The organism is Aeromicrobium sp., from assembly GCF_050700635.1.
In the GTDB taxonomy this organism is placed as follows: domain Bacteria; phylum Actinomycetota; class Actinomycetes; order Propionibacteriales; family Nocardioidaceae; genus Aeromicrobium.
In genome coordinates this window covers 22,234-38,010 of record NZ_JBOHDT010000135.1, presented here as the reverse complement: position 1 = coordinate 38,010, position 15,777 = coordinate 22,234, and the positions used below count along the sequence as shown (strand labels likewise).

16 protein-coding genes are annotated in these 15,777 nt (G+C 68.8%); 6 read left to right on the top strand and 10 right to left on the bottom strand.

Going from position 1 to position 15,777, the window contains the following annotated elements; genetic code table 11:
* The coding region (locus tag ACRDPN_RS10710; RefSeq protein WP_431447455.1) for an adenosylhomocysteinase at positions 1-247 on the bottom strand (247 nt) is incomplete at its 3' end.
* Positions 248-389: 142 nt separating this feature from the next.
* Between ACRDPN_RS10710 and ACRDPN_RS10705 the strand changes: the two genes are divergently transcribed.
* Positions 390-671 (top strand): DUF3311 domain-containing protein, encoded by a 282-nt coding sequence (locus tag ACRDPN_RS10705; protein ID WP_431447453.1) that lies wholly within the window; start codon positions 390-392, stop codon positions 669-671.
* Positions 668-2,338: a monocarboxylate uptake permease MctP gene (mctP, locus tag ACRDPN_RS10700; protein WP_431447451.1), complete on the top strand. Its 1,671-nt coding sequence runs from the start codon at positions 668-670 to the stop codon at positions 2,336-2,338. Before ACRDPN_RS10705 ends, mctP begins: the two co-directional genes overlap by 4 nt.
* A gap of 68 nt (positions 2,339-2,406) precedes the next feature.
* On the opposite strand, the gene ACRDPN_RS10695 is transcribed toward mctP, so the two are convergent.
* From ACRDPN_RS10695 to ACRDPN_RS10680, 4 genes are read right to left on the bottom strand one after another with little or no spacing between them, the layout of a single operon-like run.
* Positions 2,407-3,393, bottom strand: coding sequence for a cation diffusion facilitator family transporter (locus ACRDPN_RS10695; RefSeq protein ID WP_431447449.1), 987 nt, complete (start codon positions 3,391-3,393; stop codon positions 2,407-2,409).
* Positions 3,394-3,576: a Trm112 family protein gene (locus tag ACRDPN_RS10690; RefSeq protein WP_431447447.1), complete on the bottom strand. Its 183-nt coding sequence runs from the start codon at positions 3,574-3,576 to the stop codon at positions 3,394-3,396.
* Positions 3,577-3,596: 20 nt separating this feature from the next.
* Positions 3,597-4,949, bottom strand: coding sequence for a phosphomannomutase/phosphoglucomutase (locus tag ACRDPN_RS10685; RefSeq protein ID WP_431447445.1), 1,353 nt, complete (start codon positions 4,947-4,949; stop codon positions 3,597-3,599).
* Positions 4,949-5,245 carry a DUF3499 domain-containing protein gene (locus tag ACRDPN_RS10680; protein ID WP_431447443.1) on the bottom strand — a complete coding sequence of 99 codons (297 nt, stop codon included), beginning with the start codon at positions 5,243-5,245 and terminating at the stop codon, positions 4,949-4,951. Before ACRDPN_RS10680 ends, ACRDPN_RS10685 begins: the two co-directional genes overlap by 1 nt.
* 97 nt (positions 5,246-5,342) lie before the next feature.
* Here ACRDPN_RS10680 and ACRDPN_RS10675 point away from each other — a divergent pair, with 97 nt between their 5' ends.
* Entirely contained in the window at positions 5,343-5,795 is a 453-nt protein-coding gene (locus ACRDPN_RS10675) for a metallopeptidase family protein (protein WP_431447441.1), read from the top strand.
* A gap of 12 nt (positions 5,796-5,807) precedes the next feature.
* Here the strand turns inward: ACRDPN_RS10675 and ACRDPN_RS10670 are convergent, their stop codons facing one another.
* The 3 genes from ACRDPN_RS10670 to ACRDPN_RS10660 form a co-directional block, all read right to left on the bottom strand.
* Positions 5,808-7,220: a DUF5719 family protein gene (locus ACRDPN_RS10670; RefSeq protein WP_431447439.1), complete on the bottom strand. Its 1,413-nt coding sequence runs from the start codon at positions 7,218-7,220 to the stop codon at positions 5,808-5,810.
* Positions 7,217-10,018: a glycosyltransferase family 2 protein gene (locus ACRDPN_RS10665; protein WP_431447437.1), complete on the bottom strand. Its 2,802-nt coding sequence runs from the start codon at positions 10,016-10,018 to the stop codon at positions 7,217-7,219. Before ACRDPN_RS10665 ends, ACRDPN_RS10670 begins: the two co-directional genes overlap by 4 nt.
* A gap of 67 nt (positions 10,019-10,085) precedes the next feature.
* Positions 10,086-10,340 carry a WhiB family transcriptional regulator gene (locus ACRDPN_RS10660; protein ID WP_431447435.1) on the bottom strand — a complete coding sequence of 85 codons (255 nt, stop codon included), beginning with the start codon at positions 10,338-10,340 and terminating at the stop codon, positions 10,086-10,088.
* 117 nt (positions 10,341-10,457) lie between these two features.
* Here ACRDPN_RS10660 and ACRDPN_RS10655 point away from each other — a divergent pair, with 117 nt between their 5' ends.
* Genes ACRDPN_RS10655 through ACRDPN_RS10645 form a run of 3 tightly spaced genes read left to right on the top strand, consistent with a single transcriptional unit; the run spans position 10,458 to position 12,776 of the window.
* Positions 10,458-11,120 carry a TIGR03089 family protein gene (locus ACRDPN_RS10655; RefSeq protein WP_431447433.1) on the top strand — a complete coding sequence of 221 codons (663 nt, stop codon included), beginning with the start codon at positions 10,458-10,460 and terminating at the stop codon, positions 11,118-11,120.
* A gap of 59 nt (positions 11,121-11,179) precedes the next feature.
* Complete coding sequence (locus ACRDPN_RS10650; protein ID WP_431447431.1) at positions 11,180-12,037, top strand: ABC transporter permease; 858 nt, start codon at positions 11,180-11,182, stop codon at positions 12,035-12,037.
* Entirely contained in the window at positions 12,021-12,776 is a 756-nt protein-coding gene (locus tag ACRDPN_RS10645) for an ABC transporter ATP-binding protein (RefSeq protein WP_431447429.1), read from the top strand. The genes ACRDPN_RS10650 and ACRDPN_RS10645 overlap by 17 nt, the downstream gene beginning before the upstream one ends.
* Positions 12,777-12,784: 8 nt before the next feature.
* Here ACRDPN_RS10645 and ACRDPN_RS10640 read toward each other — a convergent pair whose 3' ends face one another.
* Both ACRDPN_RS10640 and ACRDPN_RS10635 read right to left on the bottom strand, forming a co-directional pair.
* The gene (locus tag ACRDPN_RS10640) at positions 12,785-14,275 is read right to left on the bottom strand and encodes an LCP family protein (RefSeq protein WP_431447427.1); all 1,491 of its coding nucleotides are present in this window, start codon (positions 14,273-14,275) and stop codon (positions 12,785-12,787) included.
* A gap of 68 nt (positions 14,276-14,343) precedes the next feature.
* Positions 14,344-15,774: an LCP family protein gene (locus tag ACRDPN_RS10635; protein ID WP_431447425.1), complete on the bottom strand. Its 1,431-nt coding sequence runs from the start codon at positions 15,772-15,774 to the stop codon at positions 14,344-14,346.
* Positions 15,775-15,777 lie beyond the last annotated feature (3 nt).

The window sequence follows — 15,777 nt, the reverse complement described above, 5'->3', positions numbered from 1 at the left end:
GGTCCTGGGTGGAGAAGATGTTGCAGCTGGCCCAGCGCACCTCGGCACCCAGCTCGGCGAGGGTCTCGATGAGGACCGCCGTCTGGATGGTCATGTGCAGTGAGCCGGCGATGCGCGCGCCGGCGAGGGGCTTGTCGGCGCCGTAGCGCTCGCGCATTGCCATCAGTCCCGGCATCTCGTGCTCGGCGAGGGTGATCTCGGCACGGCCGAACTTGGCCAGGGACAGGTCAGCGACGTTGAAATCCATGCGCGCCATCGTACCGGGAGGTCACGGCCGCTCAGCACGCGCGGCCCGCCCCTCGACTCGCGACCTCACAGCCCCGCGCGTACGGTGTCCGGTGATGCCGTGACGGGGGTCACGGCACCGCAAACCATAGGGGGAAATCGTCATGTCCGACCGCACGCCCACACGCCCGTCTGCACCACCGGGGCCAGGGCGCTTGATAGCCGCCTCGGTCGTTTTGGCGGTGGCGATCACCGTGCCGATGCTCGTTTGGACCTACGCACGAACCTCGCCCGAGCTCGGCGGCATCCCGTTCTTCTTCTGGTACCAGTTCCTGCTCGTGGTCGTCTCGGTCGCGATGACCGCCATCGCATACAAGCTCGTCGTCTCGCACGATCGTGATCGCCGCGCCGCACAAGGCCTCGACCGTCAGGGAGGCGACGCATGAACGACGTCGATCCCGTGGCACTCAGTGTCTTCCTGTTCTTCTTCCTGCTCGTCACCGTCATGGGCTTCCTGGCGGCACGCTGGCGGCGGGCCCCTGACCTCGACTCGCTCGACGAGTGGGGTCTGGGCGGACGCAACTTCGGCACGTTCGTCGCCTGGTTCCTCATCGGCGGCGACATCTACACGGCCTACACGTTCATCGCCGTGCCGGCTCTGCTCTACGCCGGCAACGCGATCGGCTTCTTCGCCGTGCCGTACACGATCATCCTGTACCCGATCATCTTCGTCTTCCTGCCGCGCCTGTGGTCGGTCTCGCACCGACGTCGCTACGTGACGCCGGCCGACTTCGTCCAGGGCAGGTTCGACTCCAAGACGCTGGGGCTCGCGGTCGCGTTCACCGGCATCCTCGCGACCATGCCGTACATCGCGCTGCAGCTGGTCGGCATCCAGGCGGTGCTCGACGTCCTGGGCCTGGGAGGCGGCGAGGACGCCGGCTGGATCCAGAGGGACATGCCGCTGTTCATCGCGTTCGCCCTGCTCGCGGCGTACACGTACTCCTCGGGTCTGCGCGCACCTGCGCTCATCGCGTTCGTCAAGGACACGCTCATCTACCTCGTCATCATCGTCGCGGTGATCTACCTGCCGACGCAGCTCGGCGGCTGGGGCGGCATCTTCGATGCGGCCGGTGCGTCGTTCGACGCGTTCAACAAGGAGAACGCGGACGCCATCGAGGCCGGCGAGGCGGCACCCAAGGGACTCATCCCGCAGATGGGTGCTGCGCAGTGGGCCTATGCCTCACTGTCGCTGGGCTCGGCGCTCGCGCTGTTCATGTACCCGCACTCGGTCACGGCCGTGCTGTCGACCAAGAACAGGAACATCATCCGGCGCAACGCGGCGCTGCTGCCTGCGTACTCGTTCCTGCTGGGTCTACTGGCCCTGCTCGGACTCGCCGCGCTCGCCGCAGGGGTCGAGGTCGACAACGCGCAGCTGGCCATCCCGCAGCTGTTCGAGCAGGAGTTCAGCCCGTGGTTCGCGGGCGTCGCTTTCGCGGCCATCGCGATCGGTGCCCTGGTGCCTGCGGCCATCATGTCGATCGCCGCGGCCAACTTGTGGACGCGGAACATCTACAAGGCGTACCTCAACCATGACGCGACCGACGCCCAGGAGGCCCGTCAGAGCAAGCTCGCGAGCCTGCTGGTGAAGTTCGGTGCGCTCATGTTCGTGCTGGCGCTGCCGAGCGAGTTCGCCATCCACCTGCAGCTGCTCGGCGGGATCTGGATCGTGCAGACGCTCCCGGCGATCGTCATCGGCCTCTACACCCGCTGGTTCCACCGCTGGGCCCTCCTGGCCGGCTGGGGCGTCGGCATGGTGTGGGGCACGGTCGCGGCCTACAACACACCCGTCGTGGGAGACCCCGACTCCCACTTCGGTGGGTCCGTCGCGCCGCTCACCGTGTTCGGCTGGGAGATCACCGACAACCTGATCTACTTCGGGCTGACGGCGCTGGTGCTCAACCTCATCGTGTCGACGGTCCTGACGCTCGTGTTCCGCGTCGTCGGAGTGTCGGCGGGTGTGGATGGCACGCACCCGAGCGACTACCACGCCGACGCCGGCGACCCGGAGGTCGAGGAGGAGCTCGACCCGATCCTCACCCCGCCCTCGAGCTAGTCGGAGGGCACAACGCCTGAAGCCGGCGGTGATGACCATTGGGTCGTCACCGCCGGCTTCGGCGTTTTCTAGTGGCCGGGAGTCCCGGGGACCGCGGGTCGCTCCGCCGGGACGTAGTCGTCGCTTTGGATGTCGGGCTCGAGGAACACCTGGGTGGCCATCGGCTCGGCCTCGCGCAGGGCGCGCTCGGCGGCGTCGATGGTCTCCGCGACGTCGGCAGCCGTGGCGAGCGGGGCGACCGCGATCTTGGCGGCGACGAGCAGCTCCTCGGGGGCCACGTGCATGGTCTTGAGGTGGATGATGCCCTCGACGCCGGACGTGGAACCGATGGCCTCTCGGATGCGCACGACCGCCTCAGGCTTGGCTCCCTCGCCGAGCAGCTGGCTCTTGACCTCGACGCCGAGGATCACCGCGACGGTCACCAGCAACGCACCGATGACGGCCGAGCCTACGACGTCGAAGTAGAGGTTCTGGGTGAGCAACGCGAGACCGACGCCGGCGAAGGCCACGACGAGGCCGAGCAGCGCCGCAAGATCCTCCAGCAGGATGACCGGAAGCTCCGGTGCCTTCTCCCGCCGGATGAACTGCCACCAGTTGTGGTCGCCGCGCACCTTGTTCGACTCGACGATCGCGGTGCGGAACGAGAACGACTCCATGACGATCGCGAGGCCCAGCACCACGAGCGGCACGTACTTCCAGCGGCTCGTCAGCAGACCGCCCTCACCGTGGCCCTCGGCCAGCTCGTGGAACTTGTGGTACGCCTCGTACAGTGCGAAGAGTCCACCGACGCTGAACAGCACGATGGCGACGATGAACGCGTAGACGTAGCGCTCGCGGCCGTAGCCGAACGGATGCTCCTCGGTGGCCTCACGCTTGGCCCGCTTGCCCCCGACGAGCAGCAAAGCCTGGTTGCCTGCGTCGGCCACGGAGTGGATCGCCTCGGCGAGCATCGACGCCGACTGCGTGAGCGCCCACGCCCCGAACTTGGTGATCGCGATGCCGGTGTTGGCCAGCAGGGCCGCGACGACGGCCTTCGTGCCTCCCTCTGTCGCCATTCAGGTGCCCTTGACGGACAGGTCGCGTGCTTCGTCGACGAGCATCACCGGGATGTCGCCGCGCACGGGGTAGGCGAGCTGACAGGCGTTGCAGACCAGCTCCTCGGCAGCGTCGTCGACGAACAGCGTGGCCCGGCACTGCGGGCACACGAGGATGTCGAGAAGGGCGGGGTCGAGGTTCATGCCGACACTGTAACGACGTGTCAGGAACGGATCAGATCGAGCACGTCGTCGCGCACCCGGGCCATCGTGGCGTCGTCGGCGCCCTCGACATTGAGGCGCAGGAGCGGCTCCGTGTTCGACGGCCGGACGTTGAACCACCAGTCGTCACCCGTGACGGTGAGGCCGTCGAGCCGGTCGCGGTCGCGGTCGGCGTAGGCGTCCTCGAGACGTCCGATCACCGCGGTGGCGTCCTCGACCCGGCTGTTGATCTCGCCGGACGAGGAGTATCGCGTGAACTCGGCCATCAGCTCGCTCACGGTTCTGTCTCCCTCGGCGAGTGCCGCGAGCACGTGCAGCGCAGCGAGCATGCCGGAGTCGGCGAGGTAGAACTCACGGAAGTAGAAGTGCCCGGAGTGCTCGCCGCCGAACACGGCGCCGGTGCGCGCCATCTCGGCCTTGATGAGCGAGTGGCCCACCGGCGTTCGCACTGCCGTGCCGCCGTGCTCGGTGACGATCTCGGGCACCGCCCGTGACGTGATGACGTTGTGCAGCACCGTGGCCCCAGGCTCGGCCTTCAGATGCCGGGTGGCGATGAGGGCGGTGATGGCCGACGGCGACACCACCTCCCCCTTCTCGTCGATGACGAAGCAGCGGTCGGCGTCACCGTCGAAGGCCAGGCCGATGTCGGCACCCCGGTCACGCACGGTCGCCTGAAGATCGACGAGCGTGGAGTGATCGAGCGGGTTGGCCTCGTGGTTGGGGAACGTCCCGTCGAGCTCGAGGTAGAGGGGGATCAGATCGACGTCGAGGTGCTCGAGGACCGCCGGCACCGTGTGACCGGCCATCCCGTTGCCGGCGTCAACCGCGACCGTCAGCCGACGCCCGCTCACCGGGGCGAGGTCGAGCAGGGTCTTCACATAGGTGTCGAGGAACTCGAGCTCCTGGAAATCCCCCGTCGGCCCGGGTGCGTCACGGTCGAGCAGCGGGCCCGCGGCCTCTGCCATCGTGGCAAGCCCGGAGTCGAGGCCGATCGGCCGGGCACCGGCTCGGCACATCTTGAGGCCGTTGTCGCCGGCCGGGTTGTGGCTCGCCGTGACCATGACACCGGGAAGATCGAGCACCCCTGACGCGCAGTAGAGCAGGTCGGTCGACGCCAGCCCGACGTCGACGACCCCCGCAGAACGCGACCTGATCCCGTCGGAGATCGCACCGGCGATCTCGGGCGAGGACGCGCGCATGTCACGTCCGACGACGGCCTTCCCGCGTCCGTCGCTGATGCCGGTCTCGTCGGCGAAGGCGGAACCGAGGGCCCGGGCGAGGGCGGCGTCGAGCTGTTCGGGCGAGGGGCCACGAACGTCGTACGCCTTGACCACCGCCTCCAGGCGTGGGTGCATCAGACCCCACCGTCTGAGGGAGACCTGACGAGCCGGAGCGTCGGCGGGGCGTCCGTCGCGGGCGGGGCGACGGGTCGGCCGGCTTCGCGCACCGCGTCGGCCAGCGCGAGCAGGTCGTCATGTGACGGCTCGACCGTGGCGGGATCGGGGGCAAGACGCAGCACGTTCCAGCCACGTGGGGCGGAAAGACGCTGCGAGTGGTCGGCACAGAGGTCATAGGTGTGGGGTTCCGCGAGCGTGGCCAGAGGCCCGAGGACGGCGGTCTGATCCGCATAGACATACGTCAGCGTCGCCACCGCTGGAAGGGAGCACGCAGACCGCGTGCATCGTCGAGATGCACCCACGTGGCGAGGGTAACCGGCAGCCGTGCCGAGCGGCGTTAGGCTCACCGGCATGGAAGGTGGCATGGGGTATCTCGGCGGCACGGTCACCGGGCCGCGGCCCGGGCGGATGCGTGATCGGCGCGGTCGCGGCGTCAGGGGTCCGATGGCACTCCCCGGCCCGTTGTCGCCCCTCAGCGTCCCGTCCCACCGCACCCCGCGCGAGCAGTTCGACGTGCTCGTCCAAGGCGTCCTCTCGGCCCTGGAGAAGCACTTCGCCGCCGAGCCCGACCCGGTCGACGTGGTCGTCGAGGAGGCACCACTGCTGCCGCCGGAGTGGTCCGACGAGGTCCCCACCAGCACGACCGTCAAGGGACCGGGGCCGTCCCGCATCGTGCTCTACCGGCTGCCGATCGGCCAGCGCTGCACCAGTGACCTCCAGCTGGAGGATGCCGTGTGGCAGGTGCTGCTCGACCGGCTCGCCGAGCTGTGGCAGCTCGACCCGGACGATCTCGATCCGCGTTAGGGAGACGCGCCCTTAGCCGACGGGCCGGACCTGCGGGCCGAGCACGGTCACCGGCGCCGCGGTCAGGGCGAGGGAGGCGATCTGCTTGCCCTGGCGGTACGTCGCCGCGCCGATGACATCGCCCTTCGCGCGCATCACGACGTAGGCGACGTCCTTTGCGTCGAGCACCTCGGTGGAGCCCAGGTCGACGCTCTTCGTGGTGCCGGCTCCGATGGTGACGTCGGTGGTGGCAAGGCTGCGCATCTGTGCGTCGAACGCCTCGAGGCGGGCCACGCCCTGACGGCGCGGGGCGGAGAGCACGAGCTCGGGCGCCTGGGTGTCTGAGCCGAGATCGACCGGCACGATCGCCGCCCCGTCGAGCTGGGGAACGGCCTCGGCTACTGCTTGATCCGTCGTGCTCGAAGCGGAACGCACCGATGCGGAGATCGGCTGGTCGGAGCGAAGACGGAGCGCAGCGTGACCGGCGCCCGCCGATTGTGGTACCGCGACCTCCTTGAACTGACCGGCGTCGACCTTGACCGACTCCAGACCCTTGGGCGCGAAGCTCCCCTTGGCACCGATCACCTCCACCGAGACCCGCGCGGTGGACGTGCTGGGGTTGAGCACGAAGAGGGTTCGCCGGTCTGAGCCGGAGGGGATTCCGGCGACGACCTGGCTGCGCTTGGGCGGATCAGTGGGGGCAAGCGACTCGGTCCCCCGGAATACGGCGGTGGACGCGTCGAGGGCCGAAACGGCGAGTGAGCCGCGGCGACGATCCACACGCACGGCGAGCTCGGCCTCCCCGGCCGCGAACTCCCGCAGGTCGATGCGTCGCACGGTGTACGGCTCGACGACGATGCCCTCGGCGTCGATGGCGTCGATCCGGCCCTGGGCGCCCCAGAAGGAGAGGTCGGCGACAGCCGGGGACGACGACAGGTTGGTGAGCGCGAGAGTCGACTGGTGCTTGTTGTCTGAGCCGGCCCCGAGGAACCAGCTGTCGTCGACGGTGGGCGGGCAGGAGCCCACCACGAGCCCACCGCCGGCCGCCTTTGCGGCGTTCTGGGTGAAGAATCCCACCGCACCGGATCCCTGACCGCGCTGTTCCACGACCAGGGCATCCGTATCAACGGTGGCCCGACGCCACCGCGCCGCGTCGTCGAAGTCATCGACGGGCTCGCGATCGGGCAGCGACTGAGCAGTCGCGGCCCTGCCCCGGAGGACCTGTCCGGCGGTGACCGAGATGCCGTCGCCGCCAGGGCAGGCGTACGTCGAGCGGAACACGCTGACCGGGCCGGGCGGCCGGTCGTCGTCGGTGCCGTCGGGGAGCACGAACGCCAGCGCCAGCACGAGCACCGCGAAGACGGGAGGCGCGGTTGCGCGCGCCCGCTGGCCGACGGTGGGACGCGAACGACGTCTGACCCGGCTTCCTGTGGAACGAGTGCTCATGCGTCGACCATCTCGTCGTCGAGGGCCTCGGGCACGTGGCGCCGGCGCACGGGCGCGGTGAGGATGATGGCCGCAACCCAGAGGAGAGCCTGCAACGTCGCGACGCCCCAGCGCCACACCGCCGCCTGGTCATCGCCTCGAGCCGGCTGGGCCGAGAGCGTCCAGACTCGCGAGCTGGGATCTTCGCTGCCGGCCGGCTCGAGCAAGGGAGCCGAGTCGATGCGTCGGGCCACCTCGGGGTCGGCCTGCGGTGCGTAGATGGCGTCGATCCCAATTTCCTCCAGCACCTGGACGTCGCCGGCGGACGCGCGCGCGAGCAGACGGCTCGCGGCCTGCTGCATCTGCGCCGACCGGTCCGGATCGGGAGTGAGTGCCTCCTGGCCGAGGAACGGCCCGTCGTCGGCGACAGCGCGGACGTCGACCCCGCGGGCGACCGATCCGGTGATGACCATGGTGTCGCCGGGGCGGTCCGCCAGGAAGGCCGGCACGACCGTGGGCCGTGCCTTGACCAGCGGATCGTCCTCGCCGCGTACCAGCCACCAGACGCCCGTGCCGACGGGGAGAAGCAGGGCAACCACCGCGAGCACCGCGACGGCCTGCTTGGGCAGCCCAGTGGCTTCAGGGGCGGCGAACAACACCGCGGTGAGGAGTCCGGCGACCCACACGACCACCGGCACTCCGACCCACGGTGCAATCGAGGCGGGGCCGGCCGGCACGGAGTAGGTGACCGCCGTGCCGAGCACGGCGAAGGCCAGCCCGATCAGCGCGACCACCCAGCAGACCTGCACGTAGACCCGGGTGTGCCGAGGGACGAGGGCGAGTATGGCGAGCACGAGCAGCCCGATGCCGAGCCAGGCCGGCGCGGCACCGGCCCCGCCCGCGCGGCCGAGCGCCAGGTCGATGACGGACGCGGAACCGGGGAGCGGGTACCCGGCCTCCCACCACGCACGCAGCGGGTGGCCGGCACGCTGCACGAGCCAGGGTCCGAGCAGCACCATTGGCACGAGCGCAGCAATGATGCCGTCGCGCAGTACCGCACGCCCCTCCAGCACGATGAGGAGAATCAGGCCGACCAGGCACAGCGGCAGCACGACCGGCGCGAAGGCGGCGCCCACGGCGACCCAGATGCCGAGACGAAGACCGAGCTGCCGTCCCGGAGAATCGACGAGCTGTCCCGCGGTGTTGACGACGATCGGGAGCACAATCAGTGCCACGACAGTGCCGATGCGACCCTGGGCCACCGCCCCGGTGGCGACCACCGCGAGGGCGTAGGAGACCGCCCAGACGATGCGCAGGCCGCGGTGGGATGTGAGGCGGCGTCCGAGGCGGTGCGCTGAGAGCCCGGCCAGCGGTACGGCGAACAGCATGAAGACCGTGATGACCAGCCCGGGGCTGAACCAGACCGGCGTGGCCACTGCGGCGAGCAGCATCGAGAACACCGGCGCGAACGATGTGCCGCCCAGGCCGATGTCATGGCTCCGCTCCCACATCAGGGACCACCAGCCAAAGGCCGTGCCCGGTGCGGGCGGCAGCGCACCACCGTGCAGCGCAGCACCGTCGATGCCGCCGAACAGGCCACGACCGGCGACGAAGGACAAGGCGACCAGCACGAGCACGGTGGCGAGCCACGGCCGTCGCTCCAGCAGACTCGGACCGTCCTCGAGGTCCTCGGTTGCATCGGGACCCTGATCTCCCAACGCGGAACGGCGGCCGACGGTCTCGATGGCCTCCGGCTTCACCAACGCCACGATGCTGTCGCGGATGGCGTCGAACCCATGCTGGTAGGGCAGCCAGAACGGTGCGAACAGTCCCCGGATGTCGCGATCGGAACGTCGCGACGTCGCAGCGCGGGACCTGCGCGCGGCCCGCATCTTGAACGGGTGGAGGTAGACGGCTCGCAGGGCGAGCAGCTCGTCGCTGGCCGACTCCGGATCCTTGCCGATGAGGAACCCGAGCACGCGCAGCAACGAGCCGACGAACAACCGCACGTGTTGCCACCAGATGTGCGGGGCCGACGTGTTGGCGAGCAGGGTGAAGAGCGCAGCCCGTCGCGGCTCCCAGTGCGGGACGTTGCCGGCGGTTCGGCGGCGGGTGTTGCGCCGGCTCGCCTCGGCGTGGAACATCACGCCGCCGGGAGCCGTACGGGTGCGGTAACCGGCGCGGGCGACCCGCCAGCCGAAGTCCACGTCGTCGAAGTACATCGGGAGGGCCGGGTCGAAGCCGTTGAGCTCGTCCCAGACGTCCCGACGCACCAACATGCCCGCGCTGTTGACGGCGAGAACGTCGCGCGGTCGGTCGTGCTGGCCCGCGTCGGGCTCGCCGGTCTCGAGACCGGTCTCGCGCGAGCCGGTGTTCGTGACGGTCAGACCGACTTCGAGCAACCGGCGCAGCGACGGCCACTCGCGGATTTTCGGCCCGACGGCGGCGATGTCGTCAGCTGACGTGGCGACGTCGAGGAGTCCGCCCAGCGTGCCCGGCAGCATGGCGGCGTCGTCGTGGAGGAGCCAGATCCAGTCGGTTCGCGGCAGCGCCTCGACGCCGAGACGGACCGCCTCACCGAAGCCGGTGCCGGACGGCGCATAGATGACGCGCTCCGCGCCGAAGGAGTCACGCAGGAGCTCGGCGCCGCCGTCGACAGAGCTGACGTCGACGACCCGCCATGCCGCCGGCGCATGGAACATGTCGGCGAAGGATGCGAGGACCTTGGGCAACCACGGAGCCCCGTTGTGGGCGACGAGCACGGCTCCGACGGTCGGCGGATCGTCGAGCCAGTGGCGCGTCGATCCGGTTTCGTCCATAAGGTCCGAGCCTAATGGACGGTGGGTTACCCACCACCGGCCCGTCGGGCCGGTGGAAGTGGCACCCTCAGGCGCGCTTCTTCAGCTTGCGACGCTCGCGCTCGGACAGGCCGCCCCAGATGCCGAACCGCTCATCATGGGCCAGGGCGTACTCGAGGCATTCACCACGCACGTCGCAGGTCAAGCAGACTCGCTTGGCCTCACGCGTGGAGCCCCCCTTTTCGGGGAAGAACGCCTCGGGGTCCGTCTGCGCGCACAGTGCACGCTCCTGCCACATGAGCTCCTCATCGGGAACGAGCTCCAGACCCTCATCGAATGACATGTATGAAATTACACGCCTGTCCACTCTCATAAGTCAAGCCGAAATCCAAAGTTCATGCACTTGTCGGCGTGTCGCGGACGCACGAATCGCCATTTGAGGGCCTGCCACGATGAATCCATGACACTCGACCGCCTGCTCGCCCGGCTCCCCGATCCGGCCAGACCCTTCCTCACCTTCTACGACGACGCAACCGGTGAGCGGGTCGAGCTGAGCGGCGTCACGACGGCGAACTGGGTCGCCAAGACGTCGAACTTCCTCGTCGACGACCTCGATGCCGGTCCAGGCACCCGGATCCGGTTGGGCCTGCCGTCGCACTGGCTGCGGTTCGTGTGGTTGCTGTCCTGCTGGTCGGTCGGTGCCGCCGTCGTCGACGTCGACGCCGACATCGGGGTGAGTGGGCCCGAGCTCATGGCCGACGAGCCGCACCGTCTGGCCGCGTCGCTGCGGCCGCTCGGCAGCCGGTTCGCCGAACCGCCCACCGGCTTCCTCGATCTCGGCGCCGAGGTCCCGCCGCACGGCGACGTGTTCGTCGCCCTCGACCCGCCCTCCCCCGAAACGCCTGCGCTCGACCTCGAAGGACGCCGCGCGACCCAGGGCGAGCTCAGCGCCGCGACCCAGCCGTCCGGCGAGCGGTTGCTCATAGAACCCGGCCCACTCGCGCGTGACATCGACCTGGTCGTGGCGGCCGGTCTCGGGGGTGGGTCGCTCGTGCTGGTCGCGGGCGCGTCGACCGACGTGATCGCCCGTCTCGCCGAGCAGGAGCGCGCCCGGATCACCTAGACCGATCCACTACACTCATCCGGTCAGCCCGGCCACCAGCACGAGAGGGCCACGAACTCATGAGTCTCGCCGAGTACGCGGCGCGCGAAGGGCTGCACAAGGTCGGCGGACGGCCCCGAATCGGCTCCTACCTCGTCGACGTCTGGAAGCGACGGGCCTTCGTCTACTCGTTGGCCCGGTTCCGCATCGAGGCGGAGAACGGCCGCAACCGGCTCGGCATGGGCTGGGTGGTCCTCAAGCCGATGATCAGCGCAGCCGTCTACGGCACCATCTTCGGCATCCTGCTGGGAAGCCAGAGTCGCCCCGACCAGTACGTCCTGTTCCTGGTCATCGGGGTGTTCTTCTTCGAGTACTTCTCCAGCTGCTTCACCTCGGGCGCACAGTCGATCACCAAGAACGCCAACCTCGTGCAGAGTCTCAGCTTCCCCCGGATGGCGCTGCCCCTGGCGCTGGTGACCCAGCGTCTGCTGCAGTTCGTCCCGATGATCGTGATCATGATCCTGCTGGTCATGGTGACGGGAACCATGCCGCGGTGGGAGTGGCTGCTGCTGGTGCCACTGATCGTCTCGTTCACGGTGTTCAACGCCGGGCTCACGCTCATCACGGCCCGGCTCACCGTGCACTTCCGCGACCTGACCCAGCTGTTGCCGTTCATCTCACGGTTCTTCTTCTACACGTCCGGTGTGTTCTTCAGCGTCGACAAGCGCTTCGGAGACATCGAGGCGGTCATGCGCATCGCCGACGCCCAGCCCATCTTCGAGTACATGAGCCTGGCCCGCAGCATCATGCTGACGGGTCCCGACTACGTCATCAAGACCGAGTACTGGCTCTACTCGAGCTGCTGGGCCCTCGGGGCGCTGGCCGTCGGCATCGTGTACTTCTGGGCGGCCGAGGAGCGGTATGGACGCACCGACTGACGGGCGCCGGCCGGCGGTCATCATCGATGATGTCCACGTCGAGTACAAGGTGCTCGCCACCGGAAAGCGCGCCTCCGCCGACGACTCGGCCCGCAAGCTGATGCAGCGCAGGCGCAAGACACGCACGGTGCATGCGCTCAAGGGCGTCTCCTTCACGGCCTACGAGGGCGACAGCGTCGGCGTCATCGGCTCTAACGGATCGGGCAAGTCGACGCTGATGCGGGCCATCGTCGGGCTCACGCCCACTTCGCAGGGCTCGATCTACGCGTCCTCCCGCCCGAGCATGCTGGGCGTGGGAGCGGCTCTGATCCGCGACCTCTCCGGCGAGCGCAACGTCGTCCTCGGCGGCCTTGCCCTCGGCCTCACGCTCGACGAGATCGATGCCAAGTTCGACGAGATCGTCGACTTCGCCGGCATCCGCGATTTCATCGAGCTGCCGATGCGCACCTACTCCTCCGGCATGACGGCCCGCCTGAAGTTCGCCATCGCCACCGCGCGTGAGCACGACATCCTCATCGTCGACGAGGCCCTCGCGGTCGGCGACAAGACGTTCCGCAAGCGAAGCGAGGCCCGGATCCGCGCCATCCGCGACAACGCCGGCACCGTGTTCCTGGTCAGCCACTCCATGCAGTCGATCCGCGACACCTGCAACCGCGTGGTGTGGATCAACAAGGGCGACCTGATGATGGACGGCGACCCGGACGAGGTCATCGAGGCCTACGAGGAGTCGATGCGCTGACGTGACGGTCAACAGGCGTCGGTGAGATCGTCCGTCGTGTTGGCGTCCATCGGATCGTCCTTCGGCCCCGCGGCGCCGGTTCCGTCCGTCGGCTCGGTCCCCGGATTCTTGCTCTCGTCGGGGCTTGGCGAGTCGGGGTCGGATGAGGTGCCGCCCCCGTTGGCCTCCGACTTGCGGATCGCTTTTGCGATCTTCCGGTGGATCTGGGCGAAGTCGGGCGTGACGACGTTGACCTCGGGCGGGACGAGCGAGACGGTGGCGATCCGCTCGCCCCGCGACTTGAGCGCGAGGTCGGCGAACTGACCGAGCTCCTTGGCCGGGATGTTTGTGCGCAGCAGCTGCTTGCTGGACGAGGCGATCCCCTGCGCGTTCAGCACCACCTTCTGCGGGCTGAGCTGATCGGCCATGTACTTCATGAGGCACTTCTGGCGACCCATGCGGGCGAAGTCGTCGGACATGTAGCGGCTGCGCGCGAACCAGAGCGCTTCCCTTCCGTTCAGGTTCTGCTTGCCGGGCTCGATGTACTTCTGCTTGTAGACGGTGGTGTCGCCGAACATGGCGATGCGGGTCTTGACGTCGACCTCGACGCCGCCGACCGCGTCGATGAGCGACCGGAAGCCCTTGAGGTTGACCACCACGTGGTAGTTGATCGTCAGGTCGGTGGCGCCCTCGATGGCATCGATGGTGGCCTCGAGACCGGGCTGCTTGCTCTTCGGGTACAGGTCCTTGCGGCCCTCGCCTGCGGTGTAGACGGCGTTGAGCAGGCACTCACTGCCGCAGTTGTAGCTGTTCGGGTAGAGCGTGCTCATCGGGGAGTCCTTGCGGAACGGCACGTTCTGAAGGTTGCGTGGCAGCGAGATGAGCACCGTGCGGCCGGTGTCGGCGTCGATGCTGGCCACGGTCATCGAGTCCGGACGGATGCCGGTGCGGTCCGGCCCGGAGTCGGAGCCCACGAGCAGGATGTTGTAGCGGCCCTTCAACGGCTCCGACGTCTTGGTGGCAGTGAAGACCTCCTGGATCACCTGACGCGGCGCGTCGATCGCCTGCGACGCGACCACCGCCGACGCTCCGACCCCCACGACGAGCGCCGTGTTGACGACCATGATGACGGCGCCGCGTGCCAGGTTGAGACTGAACGGCTGCGCCAGGCGCCACGCGTCGACGAGCAGCGCAATCCAGCCGACCGCCACCAGGGCGACTCCGAAGCGGGCCGCCAGCAGCACGTCGGTGTCGGTGAGGGAGCTCAGCACGGCCGAGCGGTCCGTCTGGACCTTCCAGACGAGGAAGCCGGTCAGCACCAGCAGCAGCGCCCATACGGCGAGCGCGGTGGCACCCACCCAGCGGCGGCCGACGGTGTACTGGACCGAGCCGGGCGCGACCACCGTCATCGCACACAGCGCGAGGGCTCGACGGAACCGGACGCGCGGCGAGTCCAGGTGGCTGTCCTGGGTGCCGCGGCCCAACAGAGTTGCTCGACGACGGCCTGCTTGGCGGCCCATGCATCCTCACGGTCGGAACGGCGAAACCACCATTATCACCGACGGCTGGTCGTGCCGGCGCGGAACGCCTAGCAGAGCGCGGCGAGGTCCTCGGTCCGGTTCGCCTTGCGAGGATCCTTCTTCTCCTGGTTGTTGTCGGGCATCGACAGCCGGGCATCCAGGATTCCGACATTGACGGGCACACCTTCGGCCCTGGCGATCGCCTTGTCGACCATCCGGCGGACCTTGCCGTAGTCGGGGTTGCCGGTGAAGATCGCCGGCGGAACCAGCGACACGGTCGACACCTTCTCCGTCCGCGCCTTGAGAGCGAGGTCCATGAACGTGCCCAGCTGTTTCGCGGGGACGTCGGTGGTGAGAAGACTCTTGCTCGAGTCGGCGATCTGCTCGACGTTCAGGAGCACCTTCTGCGGGCTCAGCTGTTGGAGCATCGCGTTCATCACGCACTTCTGCCGGCCCATACGGGACCAGTCGTCGTTTTGCACGCGGCTGCGGGCGTACCAGAGGGTCTCCTTGCCGTCGAGCTGCTGCTCGCCGGCCGGGATCCATCCGCGGATCGGGGCGCCGATGCCGCCGATGGCGGTGCGTTCCTTGACGTCGATGGTGACGCCGCCGACGGCGTCGACCAGCTTGGCGAAGCCGCGCAGGTTGACCATCGCGTGGTAGTTGAGGTCGAGCCCGGTGATCTCCTCGACGGCGCCCATCGTGGCCTCGACGCCGGGGCGCTTCTGCCCGAAGAGCTTCGCGTGGTCGTTGGCCCAGGTGTTGACGCCGTTGAGCGTGCATCCCTCGCAGTCGAACCCGCGCGGAAATTCCTCCGCCATGACCGACCCCTTCGGGAAGGGCACGTCCTCGAGGTTGCGCGGCAGTCCGATGAGCACGGTGCGCCCGGTCTCGGCATCGATGCTGGCGACCGTGAGCGAGTCCGGTCGCAGGCCGTCGCGGTCCGGTCCGGAGTCGCCACCGAGCAGGAGCACGTTGTAGCGCCCTGACTCGGGGCCGGACACGGCGCTCGACGCGAACACCGTGCCGATGAAACCGTTCTGCACGGCGACGAGGTGGGCGGCGAAGAACATCACGCCGGCCGTGGCGAAGCACAGGGCGGCGTTGACGCCGGTCATCCACAGCCGGTGGTTGCGGCGAAGCTGCAGCGGCCGACCGAGTCGCCAGGCGTCGAGAAGCAGTGCGACCCAGGCGACGGCTCCGGCGATGAGCAACCAGCGTCCGAGGGTCAGCAGGTGCTCGTTGGTGAGCAACGTGAACAGTCCGCTCCGTGACGTGAGCGTCAAGAAGAGGGCGAGTCCGCCGAGGACGAGGCAGACCAGCCAGACCCGCACGGCGATGCGGCCGATCCGGCGGTTGCCCATCACGATCTGCGCCGAGCCCGGCATGACCAGGGTCATGAACGTCAGCGTCAGGGCACGGCGAAACTGCACTCGCTCGGAGGCCTCGGCGGTGTGGGAGTACGAACCGCCGAACACGCCCTCGCGTTCGTCGCGCATGTG

Coding starts and splice junctions, on each gene's coding strand:
- ACRDPN_RS10685 (WP_431447445.1), bottom strand. CDS start 4,949: ATGCACCCACGCCTGGAGGCGGTGGTCAAGGCGTACGACGTTCGTGGC.
- ACRDPN_RS10695 (WP_431447449.1), bottom strand. CDS start 3,393: ATGGCGACAGAGGGAGGCACGAAGGCCGTCGTCGCGGCCCTGCTGGCC.
- ACRDPN_RS10655 (WP_431447433.1), top strand. CDS start 10,458: ATGACACTCGACCGCCTGCTCGCCCGGCTCCCCGATCCGGCCAGACCC.
- ACRDPN_RS10675 (WP_431447441.1), top strand. CDS start 5,343: ATGGAAGGTGGCATGGGGTATCTCGGCGGCACGGTCACCGGGCCGCGG.
- mctP (WP_431447451.1), top strand. CDS start 668: ATGAACGACGTCGATCCCGTGGCACTCAGTGTCTTCCTGTTCTTCTTC.
- ACRDPN_RS10690 (WP_431447447.1), bottom strand. CDS start 3,576: ATGAACCTCGACCCCGCCCTTCTCGACATCCTCGTGTGCCCGCAGTGC.
- ACRDPN_RS10635 (WP_431447425.1), bottom strand. CDS start 15,774: ATGCGCGACGAACGCGAGGGCGTGTTCGGCGGTTCGTACTCCCACACC.
- ACRDPN_RS10705 (WP_431447453.1), top strand. CDS start 390: ATGTCCGACCGCACGCCCACACGCCCGTCTGCACCACCGGGGCCAGGG.
- ACRDPN_RS10660 (WP_431447435.1), bottom strand. CDS start 10,340: ATGTCATTCGATGAGGGTCTGGAGCTCGTTCCCGATGAGGAGCTCATG.
- ACRDPN_RS10645 (WP_431447429.1), top strand. CDS start 12,021: ATGGACGCACCGACTGACGGGCGCCGGCCGGCGGTCATCATCGATGAT.
- ACRDPN_RS10665 (WP_431447437.1), bottom strand. CDS start 10,018: ATGGACGAAACCGGATCGACGCGCCACTGGCTCGACGATCCGCCGACC.
- ACRDPN_RS10650 (WP_431447431.1), top strand. CDS start 11,180: ATGAGTCTCGCCGAGTACGCGGCGCGCGAAGGGCTGCACAAGGTCGGC.
- ACRDPN_RS10670 (WP_431447439.1), bottom strand. CDS start 7,220: ATGAGCACTCGTTCCACAGGAAGCCGGGTCAGACGTCGTTCGCGTCCC.
- ACRDPN_RS10640 (WP_431447427.1), bottom strand. CDS start 14,275: ATGGGCCGCCAAGCAGGCCGTCGTCGAGCAACTCTGTTGGGCCGCGGC.